This window comes from Brevundimonas sp. GW821-FHT10E09, assembly GCF_058809375.1.
The window spans coordinates 1-15,241 of sequence record NZ_JBXASO010000005.1; the positions used below are offsets into that span (position 1 = coordinate 1).

21 protein-coding genes are annotated in these 15,241 nt (G+C 69.6%); 12 read left to right on the plus strand and 9 right to left on the minus strand.

Going from position 1 to position 15,241, the window contains the following annotated elements; translation table 11 throughout:
• The first annotated feature begins 127 nt into the window (after positions 1 to 127).
• Positions 128 to 277 carry a hypothetical protein gene (locus tag AC1RSI_RS05725; RefSeq protein WP_492322689.1) on the plus strand — a complete coding sequence of 50 codons (150 nt, stop codon included), beginning with the start codon at positions 128 to 130 and terminating at the stop codon, positions 275 to 277.
• On the opposite strand, the gene AC1RSI_RS05730 is transcribed toward AC1RSI_RS05725, so the two are convergent.
• Positions 274 to 735: a hypothetical protein gene (locus AC1RSI_RS05730; RefSeq protein ID WP_154727065.1), complete on the minus strand. Its 462-nt coding sequence runs from the start codon at positions 733 to 735 to the stop codon at positions 274 to 276. The two genes, AC1RSI_RS05725 and AC1RSI_RS05730, sit on opposite strands and share 4 nt — an antisense overlap.
• Positions 736 to 790: 55 nt before the next feature.
• On the opposite strand from AC1RSI_RS05730, the gene AC1RSI_RS05735 reads away from it, so the two are divergent.
• Both AC1RSI_RS05735 and AC1RSI_RS05740 read left to right on the plus strand, forming a co-directional pair.
• Positions 791 to 1,258: a low molecular weight protein-tyrosine-phosphatase gene (locus AC1RSI_RS05735; RefSeq protein WP_154727064.1), complete on the plus strand. Its 468-nt coding sequence runs from the start codon at positions 791 to 793 to the stop codon at positions 1,256 to 1,258.
• Between the two features lie 176 nt (positions 1,259 to 1,434).
• A complete protein-coding gene (locus tag AC1RSI_RS05740) occupies positions 1,435 to 1,785 on the plus strand; it encodes an endonuclease domain-containing protein (protein WP_447941460.1) in 351 nt (116 codons plus the stop codon).
• Positions 1,786 to 1,977: 192 nt separating this feature from the next.
• On the opposite strand, the gene AC1RSI_RS05745 is transcribed toward AC1RSI_RS05740, so the two are convergent.
• Complete coding sequence (locus tag AC1RSI_RS05745) at positions 1,978 to 2,271, minus strand: hypothetical protein (RefSeq protein WP_447941459.1); 294 nt, start codon at positions 2,269 to 2,271, stop codon at positions 1,978 to 1,980.
• A gap of 98 nt (positions 2,272 to 2,369) precedes the next feature.
• Here AC1RSI_RS05745 and AC1RSI_RS05750 point away from each other — a divergent pair, with 98 nt between their 5' ends.
• Together AC1RSI_RS05750 and AC1RSI_RS05755 are read left to right on the plus strand one after the other, a co-directional pair.
• Positions 2,370 to 2,885, plus strand: a complete 516-nt coding sequence (locus AC1RSI_RS05750; RefSeq protein WP_447941458.1) for an RNA polymerase sigma factor — start codon at positions 2,370 to 2,372, stop codon at positions 2,883 to 2,885.
• On the plus strand, positions 2,882 to 3,478 hold the full coding sequence (locus AC1RSI_RS05755) for a hypothetical protein (protein WP_447941457.1): 597 nt from the start codon (positions 2,882 to 2,884) through the stop codon (positions 3,476 to 3,478). Before AC1RSI_RS05750 ends, AC1RSI_RS05755 begins: the two co-directional genes overlap by 4 nt.
• A 13-nt stretch (positions 3,479 to 3,491) precedes the next feature.
• Here AC1RSI_RS05755 and AC1RSI_RS05760 read toward each other — a convergent pair whose 3' ends face one another.
• The 3 genes from AC1RSI_RS05760 to AC1RSI_RS05770 are packed head-to-tail and all read right to left on the minus strand — an operon-like array spanning position 3,492 to position 6,608.
• Positions 3,492 to 4,484 (minus strand): acyl-CoA thioester hydrolase/BAAT C-terminal domain-containing protein, encoded by a 993-nt coding sequence (locus AC1RSI_RS05760; RefSeq protein ID WP_447941456.1) that lies wholly within the window; start codon positions 4,482 to 4,484, stop codon positions 3,492 to 3,494.
• A gap of 33 nt (positions 4,485 to 4,517) precedes the next feature.
• Positions 4,518 to 5,084 carry a 16S rRNA (guanine(966)-N(2))-methyltransferase RsmD gene (gene rsmD / locus AC1RSI_RS05765; protein WP_447941455.1) on the minus strand — a complete coding sequence of 189 codons (567 nt, stop codon included), beginning with the start codon at positions 5,082 to 5,084 and terminating at the stop codon, positions 4,518 to 4,520.
• Between the two features lie 3 nt (positions 5,085 to 5,087).
• Complete coding sequence (locus AC1RSI_RS05770; RefSeq protein ID WP_447941454.1) at positions 5,088 to 6,608, minus strand: pseudouridine synthase; 1,521 nt, start codon at positions 6,606 to 6,608, stop codon at positions 5,088 to 5,090.
• Between the two features lie 12 nt (positions 6,609 to 6,620).
• Here AC1RSI_RS05770 and tadA point away from each other — a divergent pair, with 12 nt between their 5' ends.
• Together tadA and AC1RSI_RS05780 are read left to right on the plus strand one after the other, a co-directional pair.
• Positions 6,621 to 7,079 carry a tRNA adenosine(34) deaminase TadA gene (gene tadA / locus AC1RSI_RS05775; RefSeq protein ID WP_050771716.1) on the plus strand — a complete coding sequence of 153 codons (459 nt, stop codon included), beginning with the start codon at positions 6,621 to 6,623 and terminating at the stop codon, positions 7,077 to 7,079.
• Positions 7,080 to 7,118: 39 nt separating this feature from the next.
• A complete protein-coding gene (locus AC1RSI_RS05780; RefSeq protein WP_008264014.1) occupies positions 7,119 to 7,562 on the plus strand; it encodes an MliC family protein in 444 nt (147 codons plus the stop codon).
• Here the strand turns inward: AC1RSI_RS05780 and AC1RSI_RS05785 are convergent.
• Genes AC1RSI_RS05785 through AC1RSI_RS05795 form a run of 3 tightly spaced genes read right to left on the minus strand, consistent with a single transcriptional unit; the run spans position 7,559 to position 9,815 of the window.
• Positions 7,559 to 8,146 (minus strand): GNAT family N-acetyltransferase, encoded by a 588-nt coding sequence (locus AC1RSI_RS05785; RefSeq protein WP_008258780.1) that lies wholly within the window; start codon positions 8,144 to 8,146, stop codon positions 7,559 to 7,561. The two genes, AC1RSI_RS05780 and AC1RSI_RS05785, sit on opposite strands and share 4 nt — an antisense overlap.
• The gene (gene aroB / locus AC1RSI_RS05790) at positions 8,146 to 9,252 is read right to left on the minus strand and encodes a 3-dehydroquinate synthase (RefSeq protein WP_052005085.1); all 1,107 of its coding nucleotides are present in this window, start codon (positions 9,250 to 9,252) and stop codon (positions 8,146 to 8,148) included. Before aroB ends, AC1RSI_RS05785 begins: the two co-directional genes overlap by 1 nt.
• The gene (locus tag AC1RSI_RS05795) at positions 9,249 to 9,815 is read right to left on the minus strand and encodes a shikimate kinase (protein WP_035309752.1); all 567 of its coding nucleotides are present in this window, start codon (positions 9,813 to 9,815) and stop codon (positions 9,249 to 9,251) included. Before AC1RSI_RS05795 ends, aroB begins: the two co-directional genes overlap by 4 nt.
• A gap of 125 nt (positions 9,816 to 9,940) precedes the next feature.
• Here AC1RSI_RS05795 and AC1RSI_RS05800 point away from each other — a divergent pair, with 125 nt between their 5' ends.
• The 5 genes from AC1RSI_RS05800 to AC1RSI_RS05820 all read left to right on the plus strand — a co-directional run bounded on the left by AC1RSI_RS05800 (position 9,941) and on the right by AC1RSI_RS05820 (position 13,399).
• Entirely contained in the window at positions 9,941 to 10,861 is a 921-nt protein-coding gene (locus AC1RSI_RS05800; protein WP_035309754.1) for a site-specific tyrosine recombinase XerD, read from the plus strand.
• 17 nt (positions 10,862 to 10,878) lie between these two features.
• Positions 10,879 to 11,172 carry a DUF1902 domain-containing protein gene (locus tag AC1RSI_RS05805; RefSeq protein ID WP_035309755.1) on the plus strand — a complete coding sequence of 98 codons (294 nt, stop codon included), beginning with the start codon at positions 10,879 to 10,881 and terminating at the stop codon, positions 11,170 to 11,172.
• 175 nt (positions 11,173 to 11,347) lie between these two features.
• Positions 11,348 to 12,295 (plus strand): acetyl-CoA carboxylase carboxyltransferase subunit alpha, encoded by a 948-nt coding sequence (locus AC1RSI_RS05810; protein ID WP_035309756.1) that lies wholly within the window; start codon positions 11,348 to 11,350, stop codon positions 12,293 to 12,295.
• A gap of 136 nt (positions 12,296 to 12,431) precedes the next feature.
• Positions 12,432 to 12,914 (plus strand): response regulator, encoded by a 483-nt coding sequence (locus tag AC1RSI_RS05815; RefSeq protein ID WP_230307721.1) that lies wholly within the window; start codon positions 12,432 to 12,434, stop codon positions 12,912 to 12,914.
• Complete coding sequence (locus tag AC1RSI_RS05820; protein WP_040349675.1) at positions 12,911 to 13,399, plus strand: hypothetical protein; 489 nt, start codon at positions 12,911 to 12,913, stop codon at positions 13,397 to 13,399. Before AC1RSI_RS05815 ends, AC1RSI_RS05820 begins: the two co-directional genes overlap by 4 nt.
• Here AC1RSI_RS05820 and AC1RSI_RS05825 read toward each other — a convergent pair.
• Entirely contained in the window at positions 13,384 to 15,207 is a 1,824-nt protein-coding gene (locus tag AC1RSI_RS05825; RefSeq protein WP_232216246.1) for an ABCB family ABC transporter ATP-binding protein/permease, read from the minus strand. The genes AC1RSI_RS05820 and AC1RSI_RS05825 overlap by 16 nt on opposite strands.
• Positions 15,208 to 15,241: the final 34 nt, after the last annotated feature.

A 15,241-nucleotide genomic window follows, 5' to 3' on the forward strand; every position in this document is an offset into this window, starting at 1 on the left:
GTGACGTCCATCCCGAACCTCAAAAGGGGGTCCCTATTGCACGCCGATAGGGGGTCCCTTTTAGACGCCGATTGACATTCTTGAGGTTCTGAGCCTCTTCCTGCGCACCGGCCTTCCGAGCATCCCATTGCGTGTCGTCATCGTCGTATTTCCGGACGATGCGCTTGACGGCGACTTTGCCATGGACTGGGTCATCGCCCTCGTGGACCTGACCGAAATGGCCGGCCCCAACGAACCGTCCAATTTTCAACTTGGAAAGCAGATTGCCCATTCCTAACCCCGCGCAGCGATCATAAGAAGAGCGGCTGCCTTACTACCCTCGCGAAGCTTCACCCCGGAAACTCTTGTCGGCCAAAAAGTTTTGTCCTTCACGTAGTCGTCGAACTTACGCGCTCCGAACGTCTTACTGATCTGCGCTGATGAGACGATATGTACTTTGGCGCTAGTGCCTGCCGCAGCGATAATCACGCCGCGCAGTTCAGCCGCTTCAAGATGCGAGAGCTTCATGCCCGTAGTCCAAGCGCTTGCCTTGATGAACACCTCATCGACCTTGTTATGGGCCACCCGATCCGACACCCGGTCGTGCATGATCTTGTAAGCAGCGGCGCGATCACCGCTGTGGAGATCGACGGTGTCGTCCGCTACGATCTCAAGCGGCCTACCCGACTCTTCTATCGCGGTAACGAGAACGGCCTTCGTCCCCGAGACTGCTACACCCATCCATCTTTTGCCCACGAGCCTCTCCTCAAAAGGCTAGTATGGGATGTTTCGTATTCAACTAGAAGTCCCCATGCCCTCCATCCTCTTCGTCTGCCTCGGCAACATCTGTCGCTCGCCCCTCGCCGAGGCCGCCCTCCGCGCCGAGGCTGAACGCCTGCGCCTCGATCTGATCGTCGAGTCCGCCGGCACGGGGAACTGGCATGTCGGCCATCCGCCCGATCCGCGCGCCCAGGCCGTGGCGCGCAAACATGGGATCGATATTTCCGGCTATCAGGGCCGGCAGGTGACGCCGGCGGACTTCCGTCGGTTCACCCACGTCATCGCCCTGGATCACGACAACCTGGCCAATCTGCGCCGGATCCGACCCGCCGACGCCGTCGCCGAACTCAGCCTGCTGCTCGACCACGTGCCCGGCCGCGAGGGCCAGGCCGTGACCGATCCCTATTTCGGCGACGACGCCGGGTTCGAGGTCACCTGGGCCGAGGTGACGGCGGCGGCGGAACAGCTGGCCGGGAGACTGCGCCGCACGCGCGAATGACCGCGCCCCCTCCGTCTCGCCGGCTTCGCCGGCGATCCACCTCCCCCAAGGGGGGAGGATTTCGGTCGTCATCACCGTTCGCATTCCTCCCCCATTGGGGGAGGGGGACCGCCGCGCTCTTCGCGCGGTGGTGGAGGGGGCTTGCCGCACACCGGGTCTCGACGCACATTCCCGCCATGGATGCACCGCGCAAAACCCTGGATCGCGCCCGTGAACTCCGCCGCAGCCTGACCCTGCCCGAGGTCCTGCTGTGGCAGGCGTTGCGCAAACGCGGGCTGTGCGGGGCGCGGTTCCGGCGCCAGCATCCGATCGGCCCCTATATCCTCGACTTCTACTGCGACGCGGCCCGGCTGGCGGTCGAGATCGACGGGTCCAGCCATGACACGCCCGATCAGGCGCGGCATGACGCCCGCCGCACCGACTGGCTGACCCAGAGGGGCGTCGCCGTGCTGCGGATACCGGCGCGGGATGTGCTGGCGGATATGGCCGGGGTGCTGGAGGGGATCGGGTTGCGGCTCAAGAGCTAGACGGGCCCCCTCCGTCGCGGCGCTTTGCGCCGCGCCACCTCCCCCAAGGGGGGAGGATTTCGGTCATCGCCACCGTTCGCATTCCTCCCCCCTTGGGGGAGGGGGACCGCCGCGCCTCTTCGCGCGGTGGTGGAGGGGGCTTGCCGCGCGGCCGGCGCCCGAAGCGGTCGCACCCTCCGTCGGCTTCGACGATCAGTCGCGGCCCCGTCCCGTGATCCTGCGCCAGATCCGCTTGCGCGCCTCGACCACCGACACCCCCAGCAGGGCCGCCGTGGTCCAGAACAGGGCCTCGGTCGTCACCGCCGCAACAATGGCCAGGGTGATGCGCGCGCCGCGATCCACATCCAGATAAAGGCCGATGCCCAGACCGATCCAGGCGCAGATCGCCCCGACCAGCAGCAGCAGGGCCAGCACCTTCAGGAACCCCTTGCCGCGCGTCAGAACGCCCTTTTTCGGCGTCTCTATCGTCCCGGTCTCGATCGTCATGGCGAACTCCTTTGTTTTTCGACGCCTGACCTGAAAGTCTCGGCCCTTCCTTGAGTCTTTCATCCCGACCGACGATTTTTTCACGGAGACCGCCGCGCTTGGGACGCGACCAGACCTTCGAAGCCCTGCTGGCCGAGCACGGCGGCATGTTGCGCCGCATCGCCTCGGCCTATGAGGCGGATCGCGAGCGGCGGCGCGAGCTGGAGCAGGACATATTGCTGGCCGTCTGGCGCGCCATGCCCAAGCACCGGGGCGAGGCGCCCCTGCGCCATTTCATCGCCCGGGTGGCCCACAACCGCGCCGTCACCCATGTGGCCCGCGAGGCGGCCGAGCCGCGCCGCCAGCCACTGGACGAGGCCGCCCCTTCAGACGCCCCCACCCCGCACGAGGCGGCCGAGACGCGGGATCTGCACGACCGTCTGGGCCAGGCTGTGCGCGCCCTGCCCCTGTCGCTGCGCCAGCCGGCGCTTCTGACCCTGGAAGGCTTCGCCCCGGCCGAGATCGCCGACATGCTGGGCCTGAACCCCAACGCCGTCTCCATCCGCCTGACCCGCGCCAAGGCGGCGCTGCGTGAGGCGCTGAACCCCACACCGTCCCAAGAGGTCCGCCCATGACCCGCCCTGATGACGACTGGACCGACCTGACCCAGGCCTGGACCGAGACCCCCGACCCCGAACCCCGGCTGGACGCCGGCTTCATCCGGTCGCTGCGCCGCCGCGACCGGCTGGCCCGGCTCAATTTCTGGGTGGAGATGGGCGGCGGGGTCGTCGTGCTGGGGGTCGTGGGCTGGGGCGCCTATCGCGGCATTCCCCTGGCCCCGCTTGCGGCCGGCCTGGTCTTCGTCCTCGTGGCCCTGGGCCTGACCGTCTGGGCGCGACGCGATCATCCCGGCCTATTGACCGAGACGCCCCAGGCCGGGCTTCGCTTCGCCCTGGGCCAGGCCCGCACCGGCTACCGCTGGGCCCTGTCCGGCGTCGCCATCAGCGTGGCGGCCATGATCTTCCTGGGGGTCATCCAGACGACGGTCGATCCCGAACGGGGACCCGCCGGGGCCGTCATCGCCGGGATGTTCGGCTTCCTGGTGATCTGCATCGGCTACTACCTGCGCCACGCCCGCCGCTGCCGCCGTCGGATTGCGGCGCATCAGGCGGCGCTGGAGGCGCTGGAGATGGACCCCTCGGAACCAGAGGCCGACGACCGGGCATGAGCCCAGCTGACGCTCAGGGTTGAAGCGTCTCGGCCAGGAAGCCGACCACCTTGGGCCAGGCGTCGGCGCGCGCCGCGGCGTCGGCCGCGGGCGATCCGCCGCTGAGGGGGCTTTCGCGCGGGCCGCCGTCTCCGACCAGATCATGCCCCGCCTCGGGATAGATCAGGGTCGTGACCTGAAGACCCGCCTCGGCGCGGGCCAAGGCGATGTTCGCGGCCGCCGTGGCCGAATCCCATTGGGCGTCGCGGCCGCCCGCGATCAGGATCAGGGCGCCGGCGTAGTCCTCGACCGGAATCCGCGCCTCGGCCTCCTTCTGCGGATTGTCGGCGCGGCCGTTGGCGTGGATGGCGCGCAGGTCGGCCTTGCCCGGACCGGCCTGCAGTCCCTCGATGAAGCCGCGATAGGGCATGAAGGGCAAGGCCCGCCCCTCGAACGAGAAGGACGACCGCACGCCCTGGGCCTCGACCGTTTCCAGGCCCCAGCCCTCCCACACCACGTCGGTGGGCGTATAGGCGACGACGGCGTCGATCCAGTCATAGCGGCTGGCCGCGATCAGGGCGAATTCCGAGCCCTTGGAGGCGCCGAACAGGCCGAACCGTTCGACGTCGACCCCGGGCGTCCCCCGCAGCGCCTCCCGCAGGTCCGCCAGCTGATCCACCCGGATGTCGACGAAGCTGCCGGCGATCTCCGGCAGGGCCTTGGGGGGTCCGTATTGGGCCCAGTCCGGCGAATAATAGGGCAGGCCCACCGCCGCATAGCCCAGCGCGGCCAGGATGGGCCCATATCGGTCGCCGGCTTCCGTCCCGCCCTCGGCCCCGTGCAGAATGACCACGACCGGCCTGGGCCCGGCGCCGTCCTGAACATAGACCTTGGCGTGAGGGAAGCCGGCGATCGGCGAGGACGTCGTCCGCGCCTGCGACAACGCCAATCCCGGCGCCAGGCCGAGCGCCAGGCCCGCACCCAGGGCCAGGCCCAGAGCCGTACGTCGAACAACAGATCCAGACATGACACCCTCCGTCGCCATCCGGGATCTTGGGTATCAGTGTTCCCTTCGAAGGAACAGCACCCGCGCTGCGCCATAATCGCGCGCGTCCAGCCGTTCATAGCCGGGCGTGTCGATGTCCGGCTCGTCCGACCCGCGCTCGAACACCACCAGGGCGCCCGGCGTCAGCCAGTTCCCCTCCAGCAGCCTTGCCAGCGTCTGCTCCCCCAGCCCCTTGCCATAGGGCGGGTCCAGGAAGGCCAGGTCGAAGGCCTCGCCGTCCGATCCGGGCCGCACGCCCAGGTCCGTGGCGCTGCGCCGATGGACGCGGGTGCGCCCCATCACCCCATAGGCGTCGGCGTTCTCCCGGATCGCGCCCCGCGCCCCGTCGTCGGTCTCGACGAACAGGCAGAAGCCCGCCCCCCGGCTGATCGCCTCGAACCCCAGGGCGCCCGATCCGGCGTACAGGTCGATGACCCGCGCGCCGTTCAGGCTCTCGGCCCAGGCGGCGTGTTCCAGCACATTGAACACAGCCTGCCGCGCCCGGTCCGAGGTTGGGCGCGTGCCCTGCCCCTCCGGCGCGACGATGGCCCGGCCCTTCAGGCTTCCCGCGACGATCCGCAAGCCTCAGCTCCGCGGCGTGCGGGGCTTGCCCCCCGGTGCGCGGCCGCTGGTGCCCGAAGGCCCGGCCGGCTTGCCGCCGCCGGTCCGTGGCGGGCGGGTTTCGCGTCCGCTGGGCGAGGCTGCGCCGAACCCGCGCGGCTTGAACTCCCGCTTGCCCGCGTCGGCGCCCGCCGTGCGCGGCTTGTACTCGCGCTTGGGCCCGTCGCTGCTGCGGGCCGGAACCCCCTCGCGCGGCTTGTAGGTGCGGGCCGGGCGTTCGCCGTCGGTCGGCGCCCCCTCGCGCGGCTTGAAGCTCTTCTTCGGATGGCCGGTCTTGGGCGCAGCCTTGGCCCAGCCCTCCTTCTTCGGCGGCCGCTCGCGGCGCTCGATCGCATCGGTCTGGGCCGTTTCGGCGGCGCGGACGCGGCTGGGCTTGCGCGACGGGTCCGACATGGCCGAACCCGACCGCCCCTTGACGATCGGCGTCGACACCCGACGGCCGGGGATGGGCGCGGGCGTCTCGACCGTATTGCCGGTCGGCAGGTTCTCGGGCCGGATGTACTCAGCCAGCAGTTCGCGGATCACCCGCGGCCCGACCTCTTCGACCGAGCCGATGGGCAGGACGTCCAGACGGAACGGGCCATAGGCCAGGCGGATCAGACGGTTGACGGTCAGGCCGACAGACTCCAGCACCTTGCGGACTTCTCGGTTCTTGCCCTCGGTGATCGAGACCGAGATCCACAGGTTGGCCGGGGCGCGCCCATCCTCGGACTTGGACTCCTTGGCCTTGTCCAGCGTCGCCTCGATGGGGCCGTAAGAGACGCCCTCGACGGTCACGCCGTCCTTCAGCTTGTCCAGCTGTTCCTGGGTGATCTTGCCCCGCGCCCGCGCCCGGTACTGACGCACCAGCGAGGTCGCCGGCAGCTCCAGCGCCCGGCTCAGTTCGCCGTCATTGGTCAGCAGCAGCAGGCCCTCGGTCGCCAGGTCGAGCCGTCCGACCGAGATCACGCGCGGCAGACCCGCCGGCAGGGCGTCGAACACCGTCGGCCGTCCGGTCGGATCGCTGTGGCTGGTCAAGAGGCCGGCCGGCTTGTGATAGCGCCAGACCCGCGTCGCCTGGGTCGAGCCGATGGGCTTGCCGTCGACCGTGATCACGTCGTCGCGCGTCACCAGGGTCGCGGGCGTGTCCAGGATGCGGCCGTTGACCGCCACCTTGCCCAGGCCGATCAGCCGCTCGACCTCGCGGCGCGAGGCGATGCCGGCGCGGGCCATGGTCTTGGCGATTCGCTCGGCGCGCAGCGGCGTGTCGCTCTTGCCCGCATTGGACGACGGCTTGCCGTCCTTGCCGGCGCGCGGCCGATCTCCCCGGTCCGGCTTGTCGCCGAACCGCTTGGGGCCGTCTTCGCGAGGGCTGCGCGGCTTGTCGCCGAAGGAGGTCTTCCCGTCGCCGCTCTTGCGAGGACCGGAGGATTTAAAGGGCCGGGGCGACCGTTCGTCTTGACGGGCGCGGGGCTTCTTGTCGTTGTCGTCTGTATGGCGGACCATGATGAGCGGTTCATGCGCATGGCGCTGGACCAAGCGCAAGCGGCGGCGGACGCAGGAGAGGTGCCTGTGGGCGCAATTCTTGTCGATCCTGCCTCAGGTGAGGTAATTTCGACCGGCGCCAACGGTCCGATTGCGGCGCACGACCCCACCGCCCACGCCGAGATCGTCGCCATGCGGCGCGCGGCGACGGCGCTGGACAACTACCGACTGACCGGCCTGACCCTCTATGTGACGCTGGAGCCCTGCGCCATGTGCGCCGGCGCCATCAGCCATGCCCGAATCGGCCGCGTGGTCTGGGCCGCCGACGATCCGAAGGGCGGCGCCGTGCTCCACGGCCCCCGCCTGTTCGAACAGCCCACATGCCACTGGCGCCCGACGACGGACTGGGGTCTTCTGGCTGACGAGTCGTCCGGCCTGCTCAAATCCTTCTTCCGTCAACGGAGGGGAACGGCCGCGAGCGGCGCACGTTAGACCGGCGCGCCAAGCGGCGCCGTTGTGAGGATAAGCGTCTTGTTCAAGCCGGTTCCGCCGTCGTCCCTCGTCCACCGCGGCCTGGCCGCCCCCGCCCTTGTCGCCGCCCTGGCGCTTCTGGCCGCCTGCGGCCCCGATCCCGACAAGGCCCCCAGCACCGGCGACGAGGTCAAGGAACGCGCCATCGAGGCCCAGACCGCCCGCCAGCGCACCGGCGCCGAGGTGCAGGACCGCACCCTGAACCGCGTCGTCCACACCGTTTATCTGTGCGACAACGGCGAACGCCTGTCGGTTGACTTCGACAATCCGCGCCAGATGGCGACCATCCGCAACTCGTCCGGCGAGGCCATCGACCTGTACCAGGAACGCGCCGCCGACGGCATCTGGTACCGCGCCTCCAACGTCGATCTGCGTGGCAAGGGCGTCCTCGCCACCTGGTCCGTCCAGGGCCGCCAGCCGACGCAATGCCGAGCGGTGGATTAGGCCAGCGCCGCCAGCCTTCGATCCAGCCCGTCCCGCACCTCGGGCCAGTCTTCGTCGATCACGGCGAACATCGCAGTGTCACGCGCACGCCCTGTCCAAGTGATCTTGTGCTTCCTCAGCACGCCCTCGGCCCTGGCGCCCAGTTTGAGGATCGCCGCCCGGCTTCGGGCGTTGACGGCGTCGGTGATGATCTCGACCCGCACGGCGCCTGCATCGAACGCATGGCCCAGCAACAGCCGTTTGCAGGCCGGATTGATCGCCCCGCCCCGCGCCTCAGGCCGATAGAAGGTCGAGCCGATCTCGCAGCGACGATAGGCCGGGTTGATCTCGTACAGGCTGGTCGTGCCGACCACCGCCCCGTCCAAACGCCGCCGCACGGCATAGGCGATCCGCGTCCCGGACCGCATGGCCGTCAGGGCGCTGTCCCACCAGCCGTCGAAATGCGCGCCCTGGGCCGAGCCGACCATGGCGGCCCAGGCCTCGGGATCGCAGTTCAGCGCCGCACGAACCTCGTCTTTCAGACCGTCCTCGAACGGCTCCAGCCGCACGAACCGATCCTCTAGCGGGACCGGGACGATCCGCATCACGCCGTCGCACCTTCCTCGATCAGGAAGGCGCGCACCTTGTCCGCGTCCATGCCTTTGGACACGAAGGCCTGGCCGATCCCGCGCGCCAGGATCAGGGTCAGGGCCCCGCCTTCGGCCTTCTTGTCGCCGGCCATCAGGGCCAGCAGCCGGTCGGCGCCGAACACGCCCGCCTGATCCAGACGCGTCGGCAGGCCCGCCGCCGCGACCACCGCCTCGACCCGCGCCACATCCTCGGCCGAACACAGGCCCTCGCGCGCCGAATACCGGAAGGCCATGCAGCAGCCCAAAGCCACCGCCTCGCCATGGGCCAGGGCGTCTTCGTCAAACCCCACTTCCGTCTCGACCGCATGACCGAAGGTGTGGCCCAGGTTCAGCAGGGCGCGACGCCCGGCCTCCTTCTCGTCCTCGCCAACCACGGCGCTCTTGATCTCGACCGAGCGGATCACGGCCCGTTCCAGCGCCGCCGGATCGCCCTCGGCGCCCGCCGACCCTTCGCCCGCCAGCCAGTCGAAGAAGCCCGCGTCGCAGATCAGCCCGTGCTTCAGCACCTCGGCCCAGCCGGACTTCACCTGCCGCGCCGGCAGGGTCGCCAGAACGTCGATGTCGGCCAGCACCAGACGCGGCTGATGAAAGGCGCCGACCAGGTTCTTGCCGCGCGGCGTGTCGATGGCCGTCTTGCCGCCGACCGACGAATCGACCTGGGCCAGCAAGGTCGTCGGGATCTGCACGAAGTCGACGCCGCGCATGTACAGCGCCGCCGCCAGTCCAGCGAGGTCGCCGACCACGCCGCCGCCCAGGGCGATCACCACGTCCTTGCGGTCCAGCCCGATCTCCAGCAGCCGGTCCAGCACCCGCTCCAGCTCGGCGAAGGACTTGGAGGCCTCGCCCGCCGGCACGGCCACGATCTCGCTCTTGACGCCCGCCGCCGACAGGGACGCGGTCAGGGCCGCGGCGTGGATCGCCGCAACGGTCTCGTCGGTGACGATGACGGTCCGTCCCCTGGCCAGGGGTGCGATCCGTTCGCCCGCCTGGGCCAGCAGCCCACGCCCCACCACGACCTCATAGGCCGCAAAGGCCCCGCCGCTGACCGGAATGATCGTCATCGCCTCGTCTCCGCGCGCCGTCTGTGGCGCCAGTGCCGGCGCAGGTTCTTGTGAATGGCGTCCACCGCCTGGCCGTGCGAGCCCTGGCCCACGTCCACGGTCACATCCGCCTCGCCATAGATCGGATAGCGGGCTTCGGCCAAGGTCGTCAGCACCGCCAGCGGATCCTTGCCCCGCAACAGCGGCCGGGTGTCGCGCCGCGCCACCCGTTCGGCGATCACCGCCAGATCGGCCCTCAGCCAGACCGTGTCGGCCCGTTCCTTCAGCAGGGCGCGGGTTTCCGCATTCATCATCGCCCCGCCGCCGGTGGCCAGGACAATGGGCGGCCCTTCCAGCAGGCGACGGATCACCCGCGCCTCGCCCGCGCGGAATTCCTCCTCGCCCAGGGCGGCGAAAATTTCGGACACCGTCATCCCGGCCGCCGATTCGATCTCCACGTCGCCGTCGGCGAAGGGCAGTTTCAGCCGGTTGGCCAGCCGCCGCCCCACCGACGATTTGCCCACCCCCATCAGCCCGACCAGGGCTATGGTGCGGCTCGGGCCCGGATTCGCGCGCCGCCTCATCCGGCGGCTCCGGCGGAACGGACGGTCGAAAGGACGGCGAAGGCGGCGGAACGGGCAGGCATGATCGATCAAACCTCTACACCAAGCCCGCCCGCGCGCCAGCCGCCCAGGGACCGGATCGCGTCATGACGCCCCAGATCGAGGCCTTTCTGGAGATGATGGCGGTCGAACGCGACGCCTCGCCCCACACCCTGTCCGCCTACGGCCGCGACCTGGCGGACGCCGAGGCCGCCCTGGCCGAGGCCGGCGGCCTGATGCAGGCCGACCAGGAGGCGCTCGAGGTCTGGTTCGCCGACCTGTCGCGGCGCGGCCTGTCGGCCGCCACCGCCGCCCGACGTCGTTCCTCGGCGCGCCAGTTCTACCGGTTCGCCCTGGCCGAAGGCTGGCGCACGGACGATCCGTCGCGCCGCCTGGACGCGCCCAAGCAAGGCCGCCCCCTGCCCAAGCTGCTTAGCCGCGACGAGATCGACCGTCTGCTGGCCGCCGCCGCCGCCCGCGACGCCGCAGGAGGGCTGCGCCTGGTCGCCCTGGTCGAGATGGCCTACGCCTCGGGTCTGCGGGTCTCGGAGCTGCTGGGGCTCAAGGTCGATGCGGTGCGTCGCGACCCCGCCTATCTGATCGTGCGCGGCAAGGGCGGCAAGGAACGGCTCGCCCCCCTGAACGCCGCCGCCCGCGAGGCGATCAAGGCCTGGCTGACCGCCCGCGACGCCAAGCTCAAGGGCAAAGATGGGCGAAAACCCGCGGCGCCCGACAGCCCCTGGCTGTTTCCCTCGTCCGGCCGCACCGGCCATCTGACGCCGCGCCGGTTCGCCCAGCTGCTGGACGAGGCGGCGCTGGGCGCCGGTATCGACCCCGCCCGCGTCAGCCCCCACGTCCTGCGCCACGCCTTCGCCACCCACCTGCTGGAAGGCGGCGCCGACCTGCGCGTCGTCCAGACCCTGCTGGGCCACGCCGACATCGCCACGACCCAGATCTACACCCACGTCGCCACCGACCGCCTGGCCCAGGTCGTCCAGCAAAACCACCCCTTGGCGCGGGATGATTGACGGCGCATATTCGAGCCATGGGCGAGGATTTCTACGTCAAGGCGATCTGGGACCCCGAGGCCGAAGTCTGGTTCAGCGACTCCAACATCGTTGGCCTCGTGATCCAAACCGCGACGCTGACCGAGTTCGAAGTGCTGGCCCGGCATTTCGCTGCAGAGCTTCTGGCCGAAAATATGAACGTTGTCGGCGACACCCTCATTAGGTTCGAGGCTGCAGCACGTTTCACAGTCGCGGCTCTTCCCTTCCCTCTCCCAGCGGTAGAGGGCTTGAGCGCCCGAGAGCGCAGCGATCGGTCTTGCGCGAAAGGGTGAGGGGTATGGGTGCGAACTCGCCCACCGACAGGCCCTCATCCGGCCCTGCGGGCCACCTTCCCCCCATGGGAGAAGGAAGCGGCTCTGAACCCCGCTTGCCCGGCGGCCTCGACCTCTCTAGTTTCCCCCGCCTTCCCTAGGGGCGGTTTTCCCGCCTGCAGTCCCGGACGCCTTTATGGCCACGCACTATCTCGACTTCGAAAAGCCGATCGCCGATCTGGAAGCCAAGATCGAGGAACTGTCGGCCCTGTCCGAAACCTCGGGCGGCTTCGACGCCGAGATCGCCGGCCTGCGCAAGAAGGCGGAACAGCTTCGCAAGAAGACCTACGCCGGTCTCGATCCCTGGATGAAGACCCAGGTGGCGCGCCATCCGCAGCGGCCGCATTTCATTGACTATGTCGAGAGCCTGTTCACCGACTGGAACGAGCTGCACGGCGACCGCAAGTTCGGCGATGATCAGGCCATACTGGGCGGTCTGGCCCGATTCCGCGGTCGGCCCGTCGTCATCATGGGCCAGGAAAAGGGCCACGACACCGCCACCCGCATCACCCACAATTTCGGCATGGCCCGGCCCGAAGGCTATCGCAAGGCCGTGCGCCTGATGGACCTGGCCGAACAGTTCGGCCTGCCGGTGCTCAGCTTCATCGACACCGCCGGCGCCTATCCGGGCCTGGGCGCCGAGGAGCGCGGCCAGGCCGAGGCCATCGCCCGTTCGACCGAACGCTGCCTGACCCTGGGCGTCCCCTCCATCGCCACCATCGCGGGCGAAGGCGGCTCAGGCGGGGCCATCGCCATCGCCGCCGCCAGCCGCGTGCTGATGCTGGAACACTCGATCTACTCCGTCATCTCGCCCGAAGGCGCGGCCGGCATCCTGTGGCGCGACGGCGCCCGGGCCAGGGACGCGGCCATGGCCATGAAGATCACCGGCCCGGACCTGCTGGCGTTGAAGATCGTGGACCGGCTGATCGACGAACCCGTCGGCGGCGCCCACACCGACCGCGCCGCCGCCATGGCCAATGTCGGCGACGTCCTGGCCGAGGAGCTGAAGGCCTTCGAAGGCCTGTCGCCCCAGCAGATCCGCAAACAGCGCGCCGACCGCTTCTACGCCATCGGCGCGCTTTGACCGAACGGCGTTAACCCCGAATCCATGAAATCAGGTGAAGCTCTCCCCTGACCGGGGCGAAATCTAACCAATCATGGCGACACAGGGCGATTCTCTTCGAGAAAGCGCGGTTTTCAACCTCAGCGGCGCCATCACCATGGTCGTCGACGATTCGCCCTTCTCCCTGACCCTGACGGCGGGCGCCCTGGCCGGTTTCGGCATTCGCCCCGCCTTCACGGTCGGCAGAGGCGCCGAGGCGCGCCGCATTCTTCAGGAGAAGCCGGTCGATCTGCTGTTGGTCGATACCGACATGCCGGACATCGACGGTTTCGAACTGGTGCGCTGGCTGCGTCGGTCAGGGCCCAACCCCAACGCCTTCACGCCCGTGATCATGACCGCCAGCCATATTCGGCGCGGGCGGGTCACCGAAGCGCGCGACTGCGGCGCCAATTTCGTCGTCACCAAGCCGTTCAGCGCCGCCATGCTGCTGGAGCGGATCCTGTGGGTCGCGCGCGACAGCCGGCCCTTCCTCGAGGTCGGGGACTATCTGGGACCGGATCGCCGGTTCCGGCACGACGACTATGACGGCGAAGAACGGCGGGCCGACATGATCCGCAAGAAGACCATGGAGTTCGCATGACGGTCATCACCCATGTCCAGCGCAAATCCCGTCTCGCGGAGATGGTGGATCGTCCCGGCGGCGTCAGCGTCGGGGTCGCCCTGGCCCAGGCCAAGGCCAATCTGGATGGGCTGAAGGACCAGGCCCTGGCCATCATATCCGAGAACATCGGCGCCCTGCTGGCGCCCCCGACGCCGGACATCCCCGAAGCCCTGCGTCTGGACAGCGCCTACGCCGCCTCCAGCCAGGTCATCGACGCCGCCAGCCCCTTCGCCCTGGACGACCTGTGCACGGCGGCCAAGGGTCTGTGCGACCTGCTGGACGCCGCGCCGCGCCAGGGCGGGTTCGACTGGCGCATCGCCACGGTCCACGCCCAGGCGATGAAACTGCTGCTCAGCCTGACCCCGGACGCCCCCGGCACGGCCGAGGCCCGCATCGCCATCATGGCCAATCTGAGCGAAGTCCTGAAACGCAAACTGCCGATGTCGCCTCAGTCCCCGGCCTGAGCCGCCTTGCCCGCCCGTGTCTGCTTGCGCCACAGGGCGGCGTATTCCCCGCCCAGCCGCGCCACCAACTCATGGTGCGCGCCCCGCTCGACGATCCGCCCGGCCTTCAGCACCAGGATCTGATCGGCGTCGGCCACGGTCGACAGCCGGTGCGCCACCACCAGGGTGGTCCGCCCCTGGCTGACCCGACGCAGGGTCTTCTGGATCGCCGCCTCGGTGCGGCTGTCCAGGGCGCTGGTCGCCTCGTCCAGGATCAGGATGCAGGGATCGGCCAGCAGGGCGCGTGCGATGCCCACCCTCTGGCGTTCTCCGCCCGACAGTTTCAGCCCCCGCTCCCCGACCCGGGTCTCCATCCCGTCGGGCAGACCCTGGATGAAGTCGGACAGTTCCGCCGCCGCCGCCGCCGCCCACACCTGGGCCGCATCGGCGTCCGGCCGGGCGAAGGCGATATTGGCGTAGAGGCTGTCGTTGAACAGGGCCACGTCCTGCGGCACCAGGGCCACCGCGGCCCGCAACGAGGCCTGGGTCACCGTCCGCGCGTCATGCCCGTCGATCAGGACCCGCCCCTCCTGCGGATCCAGCAGCCGCAGCGCCAGTTTGACGATGGTGGACTTGCCCGCTCCCGACGGCCCCACCAGGGCCGTGGTCGTGCCCGGCGCGGCGACGAAGCTGACGTCCTCCAGCCCGCTGGTCCGGGCGTCGTGGCGATAGCCGACCTGCTGGAACTCCACCGAGGCCCCGCGCGCATCGACCGGTCGCGGCAAAGGGACGGCGTCGGCCGCATCCGCCACCTGGGGCGTCAGCCGCGTCACCTTCAGCATCTCCTCCATGTCGATGAAGGACTGGCGGATTTCCCGATAGGCGAAGCCCAGGATGTTCAGCGGCGCATACAGCGAGATCATGATCAGCACCGCCGCCGTCACATCCCCTGGCCCCATCCGCCCGGCGGCCGCCTCGAACCCGGCCATCACCGCCATGACGCCCAGACCCAGGTTCATGATCAGGGCCTGGATGCCGTTCAGCAGGGCCAGCGAACTGTTGGCCTTCAGCGACGCCTGGGCGTAGTCGCCCAGGGCCCGGTCATAGGTCTGGGCCGCCCGGCTCTCGGCCCCGAACGACTTGACCGTCTCATAGTTCAGCAGGGCGTCGACCGAGACGCCGGCCGCCTCTGAATCGGCGGCGTTCATGACCCGGCGATGTTCCAGCCGCCAGTTGGACAGGGCGAAGGTCGCGATCGTGTAGACCACCACCACCGCCACCGCGACCGCCGCGAACCGCCAGTCGTACTTGCCGCCCAGCACCGCCGCCGCCAGCGCTAGCTCCACCCCGGTCGGAACCAGGTTGAAGGCCAGGATGCGCAACAGGAAATCCACCGCCCGCGAGCCGCGATCCATGGTCCGCGACAGGGCGCCCGAGCGTTTGGTCTGGTGGAAATCCAGCGACAGGCTCAGCGCATGGGCGAACACCTCGGCCGCCGTCTTTCTCTGCGCCGCGGACCGGACCGGGGCGAACACCACGTCCGACACCTGGGGCGCCACCGACGACAGGAAGCGCACTATGGCCCAGCCCACGGCGAAGGCTGCAAAACCCCAGCCGACCGCCACGGCCGCCCCCTGCCCCGCCGCCAGCCGATTGACCGCCGCACCCAGCATCAGGGGCGCCAGCACCCCCAGCGCCTTGCCCGCCAGCGTCAGACCGACGGCCGAGACCAGCCGCACCCGCAGCTGCGGCGCGCCCGACCGGCCCACCAGCCGCACCAGGTCCGCCAACGCCTGCAGCGTCGGGGGACCCTCTGTCTTTTCCTGCATGCTCCCCGCCTGTTGCGCCTTGACCATAGGGTCG

Excerpts from the sequence above, each read along its gene's own strand:
- AC1RSI_RS05735 (WP_154727064.1), top strand. The coding sequence starts at position 791 with ATGCCCTCCATCCTCTTCGTCTGCCTCGGCAACATCTGTCGCTCGCCC.
- AC1RSI_RS05740 (WP_447941460.1), top strand. The coding sequence starts at position 1,435 with ATGGATGCACCGCGCAAAACCCTGGATCGCGCCCGTGAACTCCGCCGC.
- AC1RSI_RS05745 (WP_447941459.1), bottom strand. The coding sequence starts at position 2,271 with ATGACGATCGAGACCGGGACGATAGAGACGCCGAAAAAGGGCGTTCTG.
- AC1RSI_RS05755 (WP_447941457.1), top strand. The coding sequence starts at position 2,882 with ATGACCCGCCCTGATGACGACTGGACCGACCTGACCCAGGCCTGGACC.
- AC1RSI_RS05760 (WP_447941456.1), bottom strand. The coding sequence starts at position 4,484 with ATGTCTGGATCTGTTGTTCGACGTACGGCTCTGGGCCTGGCCCTGGGT.
- AC1RSI_RS05770 (WP_447941454.1), bottom strand. The coding sequence starts at position 6,608 with ATGGTCCGCCATACAGACGACAACGACAAGAAGCCCCGCGCCCGTCAA.
- tadA (WP_050771716.1), top strand. The coding sequence starts at position 6,621 with ATGCGCATGGCGCTGGACCAAGCGCAAGCGGCGGCGGACGCAGGAGAG.
- AC1RSI_RS05785 (WP_008258780.1), bottom strand. The coding sequence starts at position 8,146 with ATGCGGATCGTCCCGGTCCCGCTAGAGGATCGGTTCGTGCGGCTGGAG.
- aroB (WP_052005085.1), bottom strand. The coding sequence starts at position 9,252 with ATGACGATCATTCCGGTCAGCGGCGGGGCCTTTGCGGCCTATGAGGTC.
- AC1RSI_RS05795 (WP_035309752.1), bottom strand. The coding sequence starts at position 9,815 with ATGAGGCGGCGCGCGAATCCGGGCCCGAGCCGCACCATAGCCCTGGTC.
- AC1RSI_RS05800 (WP_035309754.1), top strand. The coding sequence starts at position 9,941 with ATGACGCCCCAGATCGAGGCCTTTCTGGAGATGATGGCGGTCGAACGC.
- AC1RSI_RS05805 (WP_035309755.1), top strand. The coding sequence starts at position 10,879 with ATGGGCGAGGATTTCTACGTCAAGGCGATCTGGGACCCCGAGGCCGAA.
- AC1RSI_RS05810 (WP_035309756.1), top strand. The coding sequence starts at position 11,348 with ATGGCCACGCACTATCTCGACTTCGAAAAGCCGATCGCCGATCTGGAA.
- AC1RSI_RS05815 (WP_230307721.1), top strand. The coding sequence starts at position 12,432 with ATGGTCGTCGACGATTCGCCCTTCTCCCTGACCCTGACGGCGGGCGCC.
- AC1RSI_RS05820 (WP_040349675.1), top strand. The coding sequence starts at position 12,911 with ATGACGGTCATCACCCATGTCCAGCGCAAATCCCGTCTCGCGGAGATG.
- AC1RSI_RS05825 (WP_232216246.1), bottom strand. The coding sequence starts at position 15,207 with ATGCAGGAAAAGACAGAGGGTCCCCCGACGCTGCAGGCGTTGGCGGAC.